The 15,612-nt window shown below is 61.2% G+C and carries 20 protein-coding genes and 1 tRNA gene; 9 read left to right on the top strand and 12 right to left on the bottom strand.

What is annotated here, in order from left to right; genetic code table 11:
* A complete protein-coding gene (locus tag ABH15_RS05750) occupies positions 1-1,215 on the bottom strand; it encodes a tripartite tricarboxylate transporter permease (RefSeq protein ID WP_128693425.1) in 1,215 nt (404 codons plus the stop codon).
* Between the two features lie 111 nt (positions 1,216-1,326).
* Between ABH15_RS05750 and ABH15_RS05745 the strand changes: the two genes are divergently transcribed.
* The 3 genes from ABH15_RS05745 to ABH15_RS05735 all read left to right on the top strand — a co-directional run bounded on the left by ABH15_RS05745 (position 1,327) and on the right by ABH15_RS05735 (position 3,104).
* Entirely contained in the window at positions 1,327-2,013 is a 687-nt protein-coding gene (locus ABH15_RS05745; protein WP_128693424.1) for a uroporphyrinogen-III synthase, read from the top strand.
* Entirely contained in the window at positions 2,010-2,954 is a 945-nt protein-coding gene (locus ABH15_RS05740) for an RNA-guided pseudouridylation complex pseudouridine synthase subunit Cbf5 (protein ID WP_394342492.1), read from the top strand. The genes ABH15_RS05745 and ABH15_RS05740 overlap by 4 nt, the downstream gene beginning before the upstream one ends.
* A 63-nt stretch (positions 2,955-3,017) precedes the next feature.
* Positions 3,018-3,104, top strand: a tRNA-Ser gene (locus ABH15_RS05735).
* 290 nt (positions 3,105-3,394) lie between these two features.
* Here ABH15_RS05735 and ABH15_RS05730 read toward each other — a convergent pair.
* Both ABH15_RS05730 and ABH15_RS05725 read right to left on the bottom strand, forming a co-directional pair.
* Positions 3,395-4,672 (bottom strand): MFS transporter, encoded by a 1,278-nt coding sequence (locus ABH15_RS05730; protein ID WP_128693422.1) that lies wholly within the window; start codon positions 4,670-4,672, stop codon positions 3,395-3,397.
* Between the two features lie 76 nt (positions 4,673-4,748).
* The gene (locus ABH15_RS05725) at positions 4,749-5,600 is read right to left on the bottom strand and encodes an aldo/keto reductase (protein WP_128693421.1); all 852 of its coding nucleotides are present in this window, start codon (positions 5,598-5,600) and stop codon (positions 4,749-4,751) included.
* Between the two features lie 120 nt (positions 5,601-5,720).
* Between ABH15_RS05725 and ABH15_RS05720 the strand changes: the two genes are divergently transcribed.
* Positions 5,721-6,086 (top strand): VOC family protein, encoded by a 366-nt coding sequence (locus tag ABH15_RS05720; RefSeq protein ID WP_128693420.1) that lies wholly within the window; start codon positions 5,721-5,723, stop codon positions 6,084-6,086.
* Between the two features lie 85 nt (positions 6,087-6,171).
* Positions 6,172-6,624, top strand: coding sequence for an RDD family protein (locus tag ABH15_RS05715; RefSeq protein WP_128693419.1), 453 nt, complete (start codon positions 6,172-6,174; stop codon positions 6,622-6,624).
* Between the two features lie 17 nt (positions 6,625-6,641).
* On the opposite strand, the gene ABH15_RS05710 is transcribed toward ABH15_RS05715, so the two are convergent.
* A complete protein-coding gene (locus ABH15_RS05710; RefSeq protein WP_164913650.1) occupies positions 6,642-7,112 on the bottom strand; it encodes a rhodanese-like domain-containing protein in 471 nt (156 codons plus the stop codon).
* A gap of 91 nt (positions 7,113-7,203) precedes the next feature.
* Here ABH15_RS05710 and ABH15_RS05705 point away from each other — a divergent pair, with 91 nt between their 5' ends.
* The gene (locus ABH15_RS05705; protein WP_164913649.1) at positions 7,204-8,190 is read left to right on the top strand and encodes a YbgA family protein; all 987 of its coding nucleotides are present in this window, start codon (positions 7,204-7,206) and stop codon (positions 8,188-8,190) included.
* A gap of 28 nt (positions 8,191-8,218) precedes the next feature.
* Here ABH15_RS05705 and ABH15_RS05700 read toward each other — a convergent pair whose 3' ends face one another.
* The gene (locus ABH15_RS05700) at positions 8,219-8,938 is read right to left on the bottom strand and encodes an ATP-binding cassette domain-containing protein (RefSeq protein WP_128693416.1); all 720 of its coding nucleotides are present in this window, start codon (positions 8,936-8,938) and stop codon (positions 8,219-8,221) included.
* A gap of 832 nt (positions 8,939-9,770) precedes the next feature.
* The gene (locus tag ABH15_RS05695) at positions 9,771-11,213 is read right to left on the bottom strand and encodes a SulP family inorganic anion transporter (RefSeq protein WP_128693415.1); all 1,443 of its coding nucleotides are present in this window, start codon (positions 11,211-11,213) and stop codon (positions 9,771-9,773) included.
* A 225-nt stretch (positions 11,214-11,438) separates the two neighbouring features.
* Between ABH15_RS05695 and ABH15_RS05690 the strand changes: the two genes are divergently transcribed.
* The 3 genes from ABH15_RS05690 (at position 11,439) to ABH15_RS05680 (ending at position 12,446) form a co-directional block, all read left to right on the top strand.
* Positions 11,439-11,867 carry a universal stress protein gene (locus ABH15_RS05690; RefSeq protein WP_128693414.1) on the top strand — a complete coding sequence of 143 codons (429 nt, stop codon included), beginning with the start codon at positions 11,439-11,441 and terminating at the stop codon, positions 11,865-11,867.
* 175 nt (positions 11,868-12,042) lie between these two features.
* The gene (locus ABH15_RS05685; RefSeq protein ID WP_128693413.1) at positions 12,043-12,243 is read left to right on the top strand and encodes a hypothetical protein; all 201 of its coding nucleotides are present in this window, start codon (positions 12,043-12,045) and stop codon (positions 12,241-12,243) included.
* Positions 12,243-12,446, top strand: coding sequence for a hypothetical protein (locus ABH15_RS05680; protein WP_128693412.1), 204 nt, complete (start codon positions 12,243-12,245; stop codon positions 12,444-12,446). The genes ABH15_RS05685 and ABH15_RS05680 overlap by 1 nt, the downstream gene beginning before the upstream one ends.
* 94 nt (positions 12,447-12,540) lie before the next feature.
* Here the strand turns inward: ABH15_RS05680 and ABH15_RS05675 are convergent, their stop codons facing one another.
* The 6 genes from ABH15_RS05675 to ABH15_RS05655 all read right to left on the bottom strand — a co-directional run bounded on the left by ABH15_RS05675 (position 12,541) and on the right by ABH15_RS05655 (position 15,610).
* Complete coding sequence (locus tag ABH15_RS05675; RefSeq protein ID WP_128693411.1) at positions 12,541-13,257, bottom strand: aromatic aminobenezylarsenical efflux permease ArsG family transporter; 717 nt, start codon at positions 13,255-13,257, stop codon at positions 12,541-12,543.
* Positions 13,254-13,784, bottom strand: coding sequence for a nitrophenyl compound nitroreductase subunit ArsF family protein (locus ABH15_RS05670; RefSeq protein ID WP_128693410.1), 531 nt, complete (start codon positions 13,782-13,784; stop codon positions 13,254-13,256). Before ABH15_RS05670 ends, ABH15_RS05675 begins: the two co-directional genes overlap by 4 nt.
* Before the next feature lie 141 nt (positions 13,785-13,925).
* On the bottom strand, positions 13,926-14,072 hold the full coding sequence (locus ABH15_RS13600; RefSeq protein ID WP_164913648.1) for a hypothetical protein: 147 nt from the start codon (positions 14,070-14,072) through the stop codon (positions 13,926-13,928).
* On the bottom strand, positions 14,069-14,416 hold the full coding sequence (locus ABH15_RS05665) for a putative zinc-binding protein (RefSeq protein WP_128693409.1): 348 nt from the start codon (positions 14,414-14,416) through the stop codon (positions 14,069-14,071). The genes ABH15_RS13600 and ABH15_RS05665 overlap by 4 nt, the downstream gene beginning before the upstream one ends.
* Positions 14,417-14,418: 2 nt before the next feature.
* Positions 14,419-14,826, bottom strand: a complete 408-nt coding sequence (locus ABH15_RS05660; protein ID WP_128693408.1) for an arsenate reductase ArsC — start codon at positions 14,824-14,826, stop codon at positions 14,419-14,421.
* 13 nt (positions 14,827-14,839) lie between these two features.
* The gene (locus ABH15_RS05655; RefSeq protein ID WP_128693407.1) at positions 14,840-15,610 is read right to left on the bottom strand and encodes a DUF169 domain-containing protein; all 771 of its coding nucleotides are present in this window, start codon (positions 15,608-15,610) and stop codon (positions 14,840-14,842) included.
* Positions 15,611-15,612 lie beyond the last annotated feature (2 nt).

Raw genomic sequence — 15,612 nt, 5'->3', positions numbered from 1 at the left:
TCACGGGACGGCGATGCCGAACGAGTACAGCATGACCGGCAGCATGATCGCCCCCATGCAGTAGACTCTTCTTACGTTGACCAGCTGGGGCACGAGACCGACCGCCGTCGCCAGGAGCAGCACGAGCCCTCCAAAGGGGCCGGAGAGGAGGAGCGCAAGCAGGACAACAAAACCGATGACAGAGTAGTTGAGGGCGGTGATGTTGATGCTGCCGAGCCGTGTGGCGGAGGATGCCAGCAGGATGGTCAGCAGATAGGCACAGACTCCCGCCAGTACCCCGGCGAGGAGGAGAAGGGTCATCGGCGGGAGGTCGCCTGCCGAGAGCGCCACCATCACGCCGTTCCGCGTTCGCGAGAGAGCGTAAAGTGCCGCAAGGCCGAGGAACGCGTTTACCGTATTGGCAGCGCCGGTCGCCAGGATGTATTCACGTGGCCGGGAGTCGTAACCGACCAGGGTTGTAAGCAGTGCGTTCGCCGTCGCGTTCGAAAGCCCGGGCATCCATCCAACCATCGCTCCTGCGACTGCTCCGAGCACCGAACCCTTCCCAACCTCGAGATCGGCGGTGTCGAGACCCCGGAACTGCTGAGGCGGCATTGCTCCGCGTGATGCCGTGAGGAGAACCGATATGCCGAAGAGCCCGGCGAGAAGCGGCATAAGAACCGCCGAGTCCCCGACGGTATGCCAGGCAAGGTAGGAGAAGCGGAATGTAAAGAGGCCGAGCAAACCCGAGACGCCGAAGACGGCCGCCGCCCACGCCGGGGACTCTGAGATGACGATCAGAAACCCCGCGACGGCAAGGATGAGAAGACCGATCCCCCAATCGATGAGGGGCTGGGCCGTGGGAAGGACGAGGAAACAGAACGCCGCTATCGGGAGGGAAAGCACGACCCCGAAGGCACTCCCAAGGGCAGAGATTCTGACCGCCTCCTCACCCTTTCCTTCGAGACAGAGGGCATGGGCAGGAAGGACCGCGAGAGCGGTGTCGGCATCGGGTATGCCGAGAAAGGTGCTCGGGATGATATCAAGGAACGTATGGGTGACGAGCGCAGCGAACATGGCAGCCGCAAGGGCGATCGGGTCGAGGAAGAGAAGAAGGACTGCCTGAAGAGAAAGGAGAAGGCCGGCCATGGTATTGGCGTGGATACCGGGGATGAGCCCGCTCACCGTCCCGAGTGCGATCCCGATGCCGGTACCGATGAGAATGCCGACGAGCATCACTATTCCTTAATCCTCAATCCCGTGGCATAAACCAATCGAAACGGTACCGCGACTGCCGGCCGCACACGATCAATACAGTCATATTCCTTCGGAGCGAACGATTGGGCGATGAAGATAGCGATCACCCGGCTCGAGAATAAAGCGGCAGACGACCAGGCAACCTGTGCCCATTTCGGGCACGAATGTTACACGGTCTCTCCCTTAAAGGCGGTGATCCTGGAGGATCGGATCGTCGAGTTTGCCGATGCCGTCAACCGCGAGGCGTTCGACTGCCTCTTCTTTACGAGCGCACTCCCTGCCGTGCTCATCGCCCCGAAGATCGAGCGGTATCCCCGGGTGATCGCTATCGGCCCGAAGACCGCCGAGACACTGCAGGACTACGGCATCGACGCCGAGACACTCCCTGCATACTACTCCCGGGAGTTCGTGCCGTATCTCGGAGAATGGCTCAAAGGCCGCAGCGTAGGCATTCCCCGTGCTGACGTACCGAACCCCGTACTCATCGAGGGTATCCGGGCAGCGGGAGGAGACCCGGAGGAGGTTCCCATATACGGGCTCGAACCGACCGGCCGGGAGTTCGCCCTCGACGGTGCGGACGCCCTCATCTTTACAAGCGCCATGTCGTTCCGGGAAGCACGCTGGCGGCCGCACCCGGGCCTCCTCCTCGTGGCGATAGGCGATATTACCGCAGACGCGATGCGCGACGGCGGATACCCCCCGGACGTCACCGGCAACGGGACGCTCGCAGGGACGCTTGAGGCGCTGAACACCCATCTTTCATCCATACAAGCATGACAAACTCTGAACAGACTATGCCTGAACAGGCATGCATCACCCGGCTCCCGGGATCGACCGGCTCCGGGATCATCGTCATCGATAAACCACGGGGGCCGACCAGCCATCAGGTCACCGCCTGGGTCGGAGAGATCCTGGGCGCAAAAGTCGGCCACTCCGGTACGCTCGATCCGCAGGTCTCCGGCGTCCTTGCCATCATGGTCGGGGATGCCGTGCGGCTGGCCCAGCACCTCCTCCAGCACGGCAAAGAGTACGTCTGCCTGATGCGGCTGCACGGCGACGTTTCCCGGGAAGATATCGAGCGGGTGGCAAAGGAGTTCACCGGCCGGATTTACCAGCGTCCTCCCCGGAGAAGCGCCGTCAAGCGGAATCTGCGGATCCGGAAGATTCACGAGCTTACCATCCTCGATGTTGAAGGAAGGCTCGTCCTCTTCCGTGTACGCTGCGATGCCGGAACATACATCCGCACGCTCTGTGTCCATATGGGGCTTGCACTCGGCGTGTGCGGTCATATGCAGGAACTCAGGAGAACCCGTTCCGGCCAGTTCTCCGAGGAGCACGCCCACACGCTCCACGACCTACAGGACGCGCGCATACGGGCGGAGAAAGGGGATACCGGGCCGCTCCGGGAGATGATCCTGCCGGTGGAAGAGGCGGTGACCGATCTGCCGCGCGTGGTAATCCGGGACACTGCCGTCGATGCTGTCTGCAGGGGAGCGGTGCTTGCAGGAGTCGGCGTCCGGAGCCTCACCGGCTTTGGGAAGGGAGATACGATCACGATTCTGACGGAGAAAGGAGAACTCGTCGCTCTCGGCACGGCGCTTGAAAGCTCGACGAAGATCAAGCCCGGAACGCCGGGACTTGTTATAGCACCGCATACCGTCATGATGAAGCCGGGTACGTATCCGCGTGGCTGGAAGAAAGCCGCCCGAAAAGAGTGAGGGGCGGCAGGATAGAAAGGATACCATTAATTAAAGCGAGATCAAAATTATGATGCACACTGTGCTGAGGTAGTCTAGACCGGTAGGGCGCGGGCCTGGAAAGCCCGTGGGGCGTTGAGCCCCTCGGGAGTTCAAATCTCCCCCTCAGCGTTTCAGTGCTTTTCTCGAGAGATTTTTATTTCGAACAGTCCGATCGCCGCAAAACCGCTCTTCTGCACCTCCGGGTTCGTACCGCTCACGTCACTCCCCACCAGCCATTCCCGCTGAACACATTCAGGTTTGAGTACCTGCGGGCAGGAGCAGGAAGAGGGCGAGGTCGTTATATCCGGGTAGATCCGGAACTACCCAAAGCTGATGCCGGCGATAAGGACGGGATAAAGAGCAGACCGGTTGCCCTGGAAGACCAGAACGTTGTGCGTGTCACGGTATCCGGACAGGCATCATATCCGGGGAGCGTCTTCCGGAGGGGTAGTAAGACCCTCCGATGAACCGGCCGATCTCCCCCCACGCCGAAAGTGCGCGTTCCGGAGCATGAAGAACCCGAAGACCCCCGTCACGGCGAGAAACGCCGCGTGGAACAGGAAAAGCGTGCGAGGCAGCAGCAGGCCTGTAAGCAGCGCACCGGCAAAAGGCCCCACGGCAAGCCCGACCGAAAAGAAGGTGTTGTAGATACCGAATGCAATACCCTGCGCCCCCTCGCCGCGGTAGAGGTCGGCAATAAGCGGCATCGTCGGGATGAGGGCGAGACTTAAGGTGATCCCCATCAGCGAGACGGCAACAGCGACGAGGAGGAGATCGGGCATCGCCATGACGAGAGCGAGAGCGATGCCGGAGAGGGAGAGCCCCACGGTCACCAGTATATGTCCGCCGTAGCGATCGGACAATCGTCCGGCGAACGGCTGCGCAACAACGCCGACGAGCGCAAGCAGCCCGAGAACAAGGCCGACCACAACCGGCGACGAAGCGAATGAATCGGCGAGGTAGACCGGGAGGTACGGCTCGATGATCCCGTAGGTTGCGGCAACGGCGACGACGGCAGCGGCATACAGGGCGAGATGGAGCCTGCCCGACTCCGGCAGCAGGGCAGCAGATCGGCGGGAGGGCGGAGGGTGAAGACCGAGCGGCAGGATGAGTATCATGAATGCGACGAGACCTGCTGCCACGGACGGGACGACAAAGGTAAGAGCGTACCCGACGTGCTCATAGAGATACCCTCCGGCAACCGGGCCGATCACCATCCCGACACCCATCGCCGACATCGTCACGCCCATCTTCTCCCCAAGCTCGGTGCGGTCGTAGGTATCAGCGAGGAGGGCGAGGCCTGCCGACCATGTTGCGGCGGCGGAGATGCCCTGAATGATCCTCGCGGCGATCAGGGAAGAAACCGTCGTCGCGAAGCCGAACACGACGGTCGAGACGGCCAGGAGCACCATCCCGGCCAGAAGAACCGGTCGCCTCCCCACCCGGTCGGAGAGCATCCCCATCGGGACGCTGAAGAGAAACATCATAGCAGAGTACATGCCGAAGATGATACCGATCATCACGGCGTCAGCTCCGAGCAGGCGGATATACGACGGCAGTACCGGGATGACCAGGCTGTAGACCGTCATATCCATGAAGATGACGAGGATCACGAGGGGCAGAACGACGGTGCGTGAAGAGGCTCGCCCGCCGGACTGTCTCTGCCGCACGCTTCGTGCCTGATTCTCCACCATCATCGTCTGCTCCGCTCCGGCACCGGGACTCTCCCGATCTGCTGTCGGAATCAGGTTGGTGTCCCGGGAAGATAGTCGTTTAGAATGTTCCCCGATAGTAAGCGAGCTCCCGTGCGTAAGGCCTGAACACATCGACGAGGAGATTCTGTTCCTCATCGGCGAGCGGAGCGGCACCCCGACCGGCCGCCGCGAGTGCCCGCACTTCTCCGGGGGTCGAGCACCCGACGATCACCACCGAGATATCCTGAGCAAGGGCGTAGCGGATCAAGAGGTCGGCGGTGATGCCTCCGTCCGGGTCGAGGTAGTGCGACGCCCCGAGCACCTTCATGCCGATGACCGCCATCCCCTGCTCCCGTGCCGCAGGGAGCGTCGTATCGAGGAACCCGCCAAGCGCCCCTTCTACCGGGTTGACCGGCATCATCACGGAGTCCACCGGCCAGTTCTCGACGGCGTAGGTCAACACCGAGGGATCATGGTGACCGGTGACACCGATGTTCCGGACAAGCCCCGCCTCCCGTGCCTCGACAAACGCACCGAGAGCACCGTCGGGACCCTCGATGGCCGTCAGTTCGGGGAATGATCGCACGTCGTGGATCTGCCAGAGGTCGAGGTGGTCGGTTCCCATTCTCGCAAGGGTCCTCTCGAGGGTCAGCTCTGCTCCCGCACGATCGCGGTCGACCGACTTGCTCGCCTGAAAGATGCCACGCCGCTTTTCGGGTTCATTCGACCAGACACTTCCGTAGTACTCCTCGCTTCCCGCGTAAGCCTGCGCCGAGTCAAAATAGGTGATCCCGGCGGCGAGCGCTTCCCGTATAACCGCTTCGGCCTCCTTCCCCCTACCGTAGGTCCGCAGGATGCCTTCGCCCCCGAGCCCGACAGCGGTGACCTTCCGGTCGCCCTTCCCGAATGTTCGCATCTCCAGTGCTGCCATAGTGCATCGCCACCCCCCTCTCCGTGCCACATCATAAAGCCTTCAGCGTGCCGATGCTATCCGGATCGACGGAAACGATTATCGGGAGCGGGGATCATCCCGGAGAACGGTGATATACCGATGCCGACGATCACCTGGTTTGACATACCTGCGGATGATACCGGACGGGCGCGAACCTTCTACCAGACACTCTTCGGATGGAAGATAGAGCCGTTTCCCGGCGTTTCAAGAGAGGATTTCTGGATGATCACAGCCGGAGAGAGCGCCATCGGAGGCGACCTCTACCAGCGCGACGCTCCCGGCCGGACGATGACGATCTTCATCGATGTATCGGATGCGGAGGAGTTTGCAAAACGTGCGGCCTTACTGGGAGGGGCGGTGATCACAGAGAAGACCGCCATCCCCGGCAGAGGGTACTATATCGTCTGCGAGGATACCGAGAAGAACCGGTTCGGCCTCTGGGAGAGCGATCCTTCGGCGCAATGAGCAGGGCGAGGTTCTGCAACCTCCATCTTCTGCTGCCAGACCACCGGCAGAACGGTTATGAAGAGCCGATGCGAAATGTATCGCCATGGTAACGCTCGTTCTCGCCAGGTGGACGACCAGATTCTGGGCGTGGCTCATCGACATCATCCTCGTCGGCCTCCTCGGTTCAGCTCTATCCATACAGGTAGGGCCGCTTTTTCGCACTCACCTGCTCCCCGTGGGGTTTGATGCCATCGGCATTGACGGCGTTCTGCTCTTTCTCTACTGGACGGTGCTCGAGGGCTACCGGGGCCAGTCAATCGGGAAGATGGCTCTGAATATCAAGGTCACCGGACGCACCGGGGACGATATCGGATATACTGCTGCAGCCATCGAGAGCTTCGGGAAGGCATTCCTCCTCGTCATAGACTGTCTGATAGGCTGGATCGCCATGCCGGGATCGAAGCAGAGGCTCTTCAACCGCCTCTCAAACACGATCGTAGTCGAGACGGAGTACCGCGAACAGGAAGGGATCAGGTATGTAAAACAGGATGAGTGAGAAAGGGGGCAGACCCGTTACCCCTGCACCACCGGAAGACCCGCCGCCTTCCATGCCGTGATGCCGCCCTCGATATCGTAGACGCGGGTGAAACCGGCATCCTGCATCAGGCCGAGGGCATTCCCGCTCCGGACGCCTGCCTTGCAGTACAGAAGGTACGTCGCATTTGGATCCATCTCCCCGATACGATTGCCAAGCGAGGAAGAGTCGATGTTAATCGCTCCGGCAAGGTGGCCGCCCGCATACTCAGCGGGTGTCCGGACGTCGACGACGATCGGGGCATCCATCTCAATGAATGTCCGTGCCTCCTGCGGCGCGAGAGAGCCTGCCCCCTCATCCCCTACGGGGAGAACACCCTCTTCTCCTCCCCCGGAGTTACCCTCCCCGCCGCCGGAAAGGCCGCCTTCCGTACACCCGGAAGCAAGTATCAGGCCGATGAGCAGAAGGAGAACCGCTGCAACCCGCACAATCTCTTTCATTCCAACCATGAGACTGAGCATACAGGCAGGACATAAGTAGATGGCGGTCTGGCGGGGGAGAGAATATATAGATGCTTGCACTCAGGGAGCAGCAAGAGCCATGAGAACCTTTGCAACACCGAACGTCGTAGTGAGCAGGTGCATAGAATTCGACCGGTGCAGGTATAATCATGACATCATCGCCAGCCCAATCGTTCGGGAACTAAAAGACCATGTCAGATTCTTTCCGGTCTGCCCGGAGATGGCGATCGGCCTCGGCGTGCCACGTGACCCTATCCGACTCATCGCTCGCGGCGGCGCCACACGACTTGTGCAACCGGCGACCGGAAGGGATGTCACGGAAGAGATGGAAGCGTTTGCCGAAGAGTACCTGCAGTCGCTCCACGGAATCGACGGTTTCATTCTCAAGTCGCGCTCACCGTCGTGCGGGGTGCGGGATGTCCGCATCTACGGCGGGTCTCACGTTCCAGCCGCCGCCGACCGGAACAGCGGGCTCTTTGCCAGAGAGGTTCGGAAACGCTGTTCACATCTCGCTATCGAAGATGAGGGAAGGCTGCGAAACTATCGGATTCGGGAGCACTTTCTGACCAAACTCTTCACACTCGCGGAACTGCGCGAATTTGGGACGGAACGCTCATCCGCTCGTCTCCGGGAGTTCCACAGCGATCATGCACTCCTCCTCCGGGCGTACAACCCTGAGGAAGAGCACGCACTCGAACGGATTGCAGGGGATGCGACCATACCATTCGATACGGCCTATCGTGAGTATACCAAGCATATGTACCGTGCCCTGTCCCACCCACCGGATCTTGAAGCTTACGTACAGGTGATGACCGGCGTGATGCAGTCGTTCTCGGAGAAGCTCTCGAAAGACGAAAGAGGTCTCTTTTCCGATGCCATACGGAAGTACCGGGCAGGGAACACCTCACGCTGCCCGGCGATCACTATCCTCAAGGCCTGGGTGGCGCGGTTCGGTGAGCCCGTCTGTCAGAGGCAGAGCCTCTTTGCACCATACCCGGATGCGCTGATGGAGGTGGATGAAGAGCGATCCGACCGTGGACGTGACCTCTGGCAGGAGGCGAGCTGACCCGGGAGCAATCCGGTGGCCGGAGTAATCAGAGAGTATCCCCGAGTTCGAGCGCAGTCACATCGCCACCGAGCATTCTCCGAAACGCCTCGGGGGTATCAAGGGCAACGATCTCCCCGCTGTCGACGATAGCAACACGGTCGCAGAGGAAATCAACTTCATCCACGTGATGCGTCGTGAGGACGATCGTAATGCCACGCTCACGGTTCAGTCGTTTTAAATAGTCCCAGATGCCTCGTTTTGAGAACTCGTCCTGTCCGCTCGTGGGTTCGGCAAGCAGGAGAACCGTCGGGTTATGGACAAGACTTCGGGCGATCTCAAGCCGCTTGACCATGCCGGGCGTGTAGGTCTCAACCGGGGCGTCCGCCATTTCGAAGAGTTCTATCCGTTCGAGTATATCGTCGATCCGGCGATCGCGGACCTCCTTTCCGATACCGTGCAGGCGGGCATGAAAATCGAGGTTCTCCCGTCCGGTCATCTTCGGGTCGAGGATCTCCTCCTGAAAGACGACTGCAAGGCTCCGGCGAACGTCACCGAGGTTCCCGAAGATGGCGAACGCCGACCGTTCTGCAAAATCGGGCATGGGGATCAGAAGTGTTGTAAGCATCGAGACAAGCGTCCGTTTGCCGTAGCCGTTCGGGCAGAGGAGTCCCAAAATCTCCCCTTCCTTCACGTCGAACGGTATGGGACCACACGCCCGCATCCGGTCCAGATGCCGGATAAGCTCTTCAACGGTTATGACTGTCATGACGTCCCCGGATTCTTATGCATATCTTTCCAGTATAGCGTAGAACGTCCCTCTCGTGCCTCCGGCTAGAGCCGGGATAGTACACCCGGTAAAATCCACAGGAGCGGATCTTGTAGAGCGCTTGTGCGAAACATTCTTGCTGCAGGCTGTTTCAGTGCCTGCGGCCAATTACCAATCTTTTTTAATTGTGCATATTTAAACCTTTCGCATTATCAAAGAGTAGTTTTATGGCATTTTATAATATAATAATCACTTTTGTGTCCGTATTTCGCCCTAAAGGCGGCGAGACGCGCCTGCCGCAATAGATCAGGCATACTGCTCCACGGTGCCGTTCAGGCCTATCCGGAAGCTTCCGAGGCAGATAGAGTCCTGAATACCCGGGAGCTGCCCCTGGCAGCGAACGCACCGATGCGGATCATGCCTCTTCCGGGCGGCGGTGGAGATAATGAGCATGCGCACCGCATCCTCCACCGGGATTTCGGGAGGTCACTGAACGGCTACCACTCGACAGTTCCGACAGCGACCACGATCATGACGCGGACCAGAGTGGCCATCGCATCTGCACAACGAGATCGTCGAGCACGATGACGAGGAAGATCTGGATGAGACCGGCAAGACCTTTTCCGACACCCATTCCTCTTATTTTCGGCCTTTATCGCTCCCGAACCCGGTCATCTCGTCGGTGATGAAGGGGATTCTGAAGGAACTTAAGGAGACCGCCAGTAACCCGAACCGCCGGGCAGAGGAGAAGAGCCTCAAGGATCAGCAGCATGATCGGCCATCTCGCTATGCGAGAGAAGAGATGGCAAAAGGAGCCATTTCACCGATCATCTCAGGAAAATCCCTTATCGAGCGTCTCCTGGCTCTCCGGGTTCAGGCCGATGACATATACCGATTTACCCTGCTGTTGGTATTTATGTACGACGCGGGCTATCGCCTCCACGGCCGAGTGATCCCAGATGTGGGAATGAGAAAAATCGATCCGCACCCGTTCCGGGTCGCCGGCATAATTGAAGAGACCGATAAAAGAGGTCATCGTACCGAAGAAGAGCTGGCCTTTTACTGCGTAGACCTTGACACCGTCATCCCGGAGCGTGCCCGGCGCCGAGATGACCGAGATCTTCCATCCGAAGATCAGGGCAGCGAGAACAACGCCGGCGAGGACCCCTTTTGCGAGATCGTGGGTATAAACCACAATTGCGATCGTTAGGAGCATCACGGCCGCGTCCCCTGCCGGGATCTTTGGGAGATCACGAATCGACTGCCACTCGAAGGTTCCGATCGCAACCACAATCATGACGCCGACCAGGGCGGCCATCGGTATCTGCGCGACAATATCGCCGAGGGCGATGATGAGGAAGATCAGAAAAAGACCGGCGACGAGTGTCGAGAGTCTGCCGGTCCCTCCTGACCTGACATTGATGACCGACTGGCCAATCATCGCACAGCCCGCCATCCCACCAAAGAAACCCGCGACGCAGTTTGCAATTCCCTGCCCCCGAACCTCGCGATCCTTATTGCTCCCGGTGTCGGTCATCTCGTCGACGATCGAGGCCGTCAGAAGCGACTCCAGCAGGCCGACGACAACGAGCGTCAGGGAGTAAGGGAGAATGATCAGGAGCGTCTCTGCGGTCAGCGGCACCGCGGGCAGATGGAAGAGCGGGAGCGCCCGGGTGATCGCCCCGAGATCCCCGACGGTAAGGACCTCTATGCCGAAGGCTATGGCGGCGGCTGTCATCACCAGAATGGCAACGAGCGACGACGGGACGGCTTTCGTCACCCGGGGAAGGAGGTAGATGATGGCGAGCGTTGCCGCGACCATCACGTACATCGCAAGCGAGGCGCCGATGAGGAACGGCACCTGGGCGAGGAAGATCAGGATGGCCAGGGAGTTGACGAACCCGAGGACGACCGAGTAGGGGACGAACGATATGAACCGCCCGACGTTCAGCTGCCCGAGGACGAACTGGATGATGCCGGTGAGGATCGTCGCCGCCAGGAGGTATTCGAGTCCATGGTCGCGTACCAGGACGATCATGACGAGCGCCATCGACCCGGTGGCTGCGGAGATCATCCCCGGCCTTCCACCGGCGAAGGCGATCACGACGGCGATGCAGAACGAGGCATAGAGCCCCACCATGGGGTCGACACCGGCGATGATGGAGAAGGCAATCGCCTCGGGGATCAGAGCAAGGGCTACGGTCATCCCGGCGAGGGTATCGCCCCGGACGTTGGAGAGCCACGTTTTCTTCAGCGCGCTCAGATCAAACCGCATCTTTAAGTTCACAAAAGATCCTCGGTTCAAAGTAGTCAGAGGGGAAAAGGGTCCGGCAGGTGCCGCAAGTGAATATTCATTTTTCCGCACCAGAACTTGAAGGTTTCCCGTTATCTGACCGGCCGCTGTATCACCACCATCGGTATGTCTATATGGTGCGGGTGTAAACCATTGGGAATACGGCACGCATACAGCCGAAGGCGCCGTTTTTCGTTGGAGTTTGCTATGTTTCGTACGATTCTGCTCGCTACGGACGGTTCGGAGAACGCCCGCCGGGCAACGGAGGCCGCGGTCACGCTTGCGGGGGAGCTCTCCCATCAGGTGACGGTCGTGGTGGTGCATGTCGCAACGTCCCCGCCGTCGCAGTCGCGGCTTGTCCGGGCGAACTTCGACGTCCATGCTCTCCTTGAGGAGGATGCCCGGCAGGTGGTGCGGGGGACACTCGACCGGCTCGAGGCGGCGGGGGTGTCCTCTACGCTGAAGGTTGCGCTCGGCGAACCGGTCACGGAGATCCTCGCAGTTGCCAAAAAAGAGAACGCCGACCTGATCGTCATCGGGAGCCGGGGGCTTGGTGCCATCCGCGGAGCGGTGATGGGCAGCGTCAGTCAGAAGATCGCCCAGACCGCCGATTGTCCGGTGATGATCGTCCGGTAGATACCATTTTATTCCTCATCTGTTTTCGATCTGCCGGTTCCCGGCGGGGATGCTAGAAGCGATCGCCCCGTACCCTGCGGATGGGAACAGCGCCACCGACACCGTGCGTGCACCGAACGAGCAGGGGGGTCTACCATTATATACATCGGCGCGATCAGTGCATCCGGTGATACATATGATCGGAGAACTGGTTGGAGAAATGACGGGCAGGGTGGTCGAGCAGCGCCTTGTCCGCCACCGTGGAGGGGAACCGAGGATCGAGAGGTTCATCGAGTCGAAGGGGAAGGTTCTTGGTACCGAGATCACCGTTACCGCAACGTTCCGGTCGAAGGAAAGGCTCCCGGGCGGCATGTTCCTGAAAGGCGACGGACTCTGATGACCGGGAGCGGTGGGGTGGCCGTACTGCACGATTCCGGGATCCGCGTGCCCAAAGACGGATCCGGATGGAGCGTGCGGGGAGTCCGGCACCTGCGGACTACATCGCCGGTTATGAGCCGGCTCAACGATCTGCCGCTGGCCTTTGAGGTCGAGATCGATCCCGACGGAACAGTGCACGACAGAATGTGGGAGTGGAAATAGTCCCGGCCGTCCCGACCGCGAGCGAGACGCGAGGTCGAGCATCACGAATCCTCCGGGATACGGAAAGAGGAGGGGGTGGCAGGAGCGGCGAACGTCACCCGAGCAGCATTGCCGCGAGGAAGGAGAGCCCGATCCCGATGAAGAGCACGCCGACGATCCGCCGCATCCAGAACTCGAACGTCTCCGCCGCCTTCATCGCGCTTCCCACCTTCGCAACCCCGGTCACCATGATCAGCGAGAACGCGATCACCGGCAGAGCAGTGGCGACGGCAAAGACCGCCGGGACGCCGAATGGGTCGCCGGTCCGGAGGGCCAGCGGGACGAGCATGGCGAAGAAGAGCACCGCCGAGAACGGGCAGAAAGTCAGCGCAAAGAGCACGCCGAGGAGAAAGCTTCCCGCCACGCCCTGATCGGCGAGCCGCTCCTTGAACGCCGCGAGCCTGCTGCTGCCGCCGAATCCGAAACTGAGCGGGACGAGATCGAGCATCACGATGCCGACCCCGATCAGCAGCGGGCCGACCAGCACCTCGCCCCAGGTCTGCAGGAAGAGTGAGATCGCCTGAACCGAGAGGCCGAGCATGACGATCAGTGCCGCAAGCCCGACGTAGACGACCATCCTCCCTGCGCCGTAGAGCGACCCGGCGATGAGGGTCTGGCCGGGGCTGCCGATCCGGCGGGAGAGGTACCCGATCGCGGCGATGTTCGTCGCCAGCGGGCAGGGGGAGAGCGCCATCATCAGCCCGATGAAGAACGCGGCGACGAGGGGAACGCTGCTCGTCCCCATCGTCTCCATGAACCCCATCAGGCTCATTGCGTAAGGTCACCCCGGAGGCGCATCTCAAGGACGGTCTTCAGGTAGGTCGTAAACCCGGGTTTGTCGTTCAGTTTGTACCAGACCCGGACGTCCTCCTCCGGGTAGAACCCACCCTGGTCGTCGTAGACGCCGATCCAGAGCGACGATCCGGTCGCGCCGTAGCGCTCGACGATCTCCTGCTGCGCCGGGTCGGCGATACTGATGTGGTCGAAGACCATCTTCCCGGAGGCGAGTTCGTCGGCGAAGTGCGTCGTCACAGTCTCTTCGGCATAGTCGCCGAGCACCACGCAGGAGTAACACTGGTTCGGCGTGGTGAAATGGATGACTTCGACTCTGGTGACGGTGCCGTTGATTGTGGCGGCGGCCTGCCCTTCGGGTGCCGCGATGCATCCGGCAAAGAGCGCCGTGCAGGCGAGGAACACCGCCAGCACGACAAACGGCAGGATCTTTCGGCCGGATATGCTGCCGGTGCGCCGCCCGGGCGTGCGCCGGGATGCGGTAGGGCTTGATCTTTCTGGTTTCATCAGAGGACACTCCTTATGCAGGTCACTATTACAATTTTGTTTGAAGTGGTATCGGCCTATTGTGCATACCGAGATATATGCTTTCTCCCCGGTGGCATCCGGCCGACGATGCACCTGTCGCTGAAAAAAAGGTTTCTCCCGTTAGCAGCACCCACCCCGTTTCGGTAGCGGGCGGAGGCGGCCCTTCTCCCGCTCCCTGCAGGCGTCGCAGAGGAGCACGATCCCGCGGCTCTCGTGGTTCACCCGGAGAAACCGGGTGCCGGGCGCCCCGCAGAGGTCGCAGTTCACCGTCGGATCGCCTCCAGCACGGCGGCGGCGAGCCGCTCGATCTCGTCGAACCGGGGCTCGGCCATCCCGTTCTTCACGACCCCGCAGTCGGTAGCAACCAGGTGCAGGTGCGGCTCGATGCCGAGCGCCGCCACCTTCTTCTTCCCACAGCAGTCGGTGCAGCCGTCCAGCACCAGGATGCGGTCTGCGTGCCGCACGGCATTCTCGAGCGACGCCGTCGGCCGGGTGGCCGCAATGCAGGCCTCGACCGCCCCGCAGGAGCAGTGGAGGAGCATCGTTCCCGCCTGGGTGGTCAGCTTCCCGGTGTTCGAGATCCCGGAGCAGGTGATGACGGTGACCGCCATAGTCAGTCTTCTCCAAACGTCCCGTCGATCCAGGCGGTGATCGCGTCGCGGATCCGCCGGACGCCGGCCATGATCTCCTCGTCGGTGCCGGTGAGGGTCGAAGGGTCGGGGAACTCCTTGTGGATCTCCTCCTTCGCCCACGGGAAGAAGGGGCAGAGCCCTCCCTCGCAGACGGCGACGAGAACGTCCATCTCCTGCTCGTCGAACTCACCGAGGTCTTTTGCGCGGTGGCCGGAGATGTCGATCCCGATCTCCGCCATCGCCCGGACGGCGTAGGGGTTCAGGGTTCCGGGAGCGGTGCCGGCCGAGAAGGCCTGGTAGCGGTCGCCGTAGCGGGCGTTCAGATACCCTTCCGCCATCTGCGAGCGGGCGGCATTATGGGTGCAGACGAAGAGAACTCTCTTTTTCATAACACACCTCGCTTCAGAGCGACGAGCAGGATCCCGGGTCGCCGCCTCCTCGCTGTTTCGTGAGCGCGGCAAGGGCGTGTTTGCCCCGGGAGTGCGGGAGCGCCTTTCTGTTCAGGTACTCGAGGTGCCGGACGATCCCGGGGAGGTAGTGCGCCGGGAACCCGAGGATCGCCTCCCCCCCCGCCATATCGGTCGCGTCCCGGCAGCCGTAACAGCCGAACCCGTAGTTGAGCCGGTCCTCGAGATAGGGGATGATCGTCGCGTCCACGCAGGTCGCCTGCAGGACGGCGGTTGAGCCGGAGACTCGTTCTCCCCCGCGGGCGTGCATGTAGGCGAGGACGATCCACATCAGTTTCTCGACCTCGTCCTCCACGACCACGATATCAGGCTCGCTCCCGGCGGCATCCAGCGGGAAGACGTCGAGCTGGACGATCTCGCCCGGCTTGCAGGTAGTCATCCCGGCGAACATCTGCTGCCCGACCGATTCTTCAGCGGTGATCCCGAAACCGACCAGACCCTTCCCCGACTTCAGCGCCTCAGGGAGCGGCTTGAACCCGAAGGCACGGGCGGCCGCCGGGCACGCGATCGTCTCGGCGGTCACGACGACGTGGTCGCCACGCCTCCCCCGCATCAGCGCCTGGCAGAACCGGTGCCCCCCGGCGGGCTCGGCCTCTGCGATCTCATCGTTCCGTTTCACGATCCGCACGCCGACAGGCGACCCGGAGAGCCCGAGGAGCTCCTTCATCGCGGTTCCCATCTTCTGAATGTCTTCGATTGCTGTCATTT

Origin of the sequence: Methanoculleus taiwanensis (genome assembly GCF_004102725.1) — an archaeon.
GTDB classification, from domain to species: Archaea; Halobacteriota; Methanomicrobia; order Methanomicrobiales; family Methanoculleaceae; genus Methanoculleus_A; species Methanoculleus_A taiwanensis.
The sequence above is the reverse complement of the archived record's forward strand: the minus strand, read 5'-3'. Positions and strand labels throughout refer to the sequence as shown.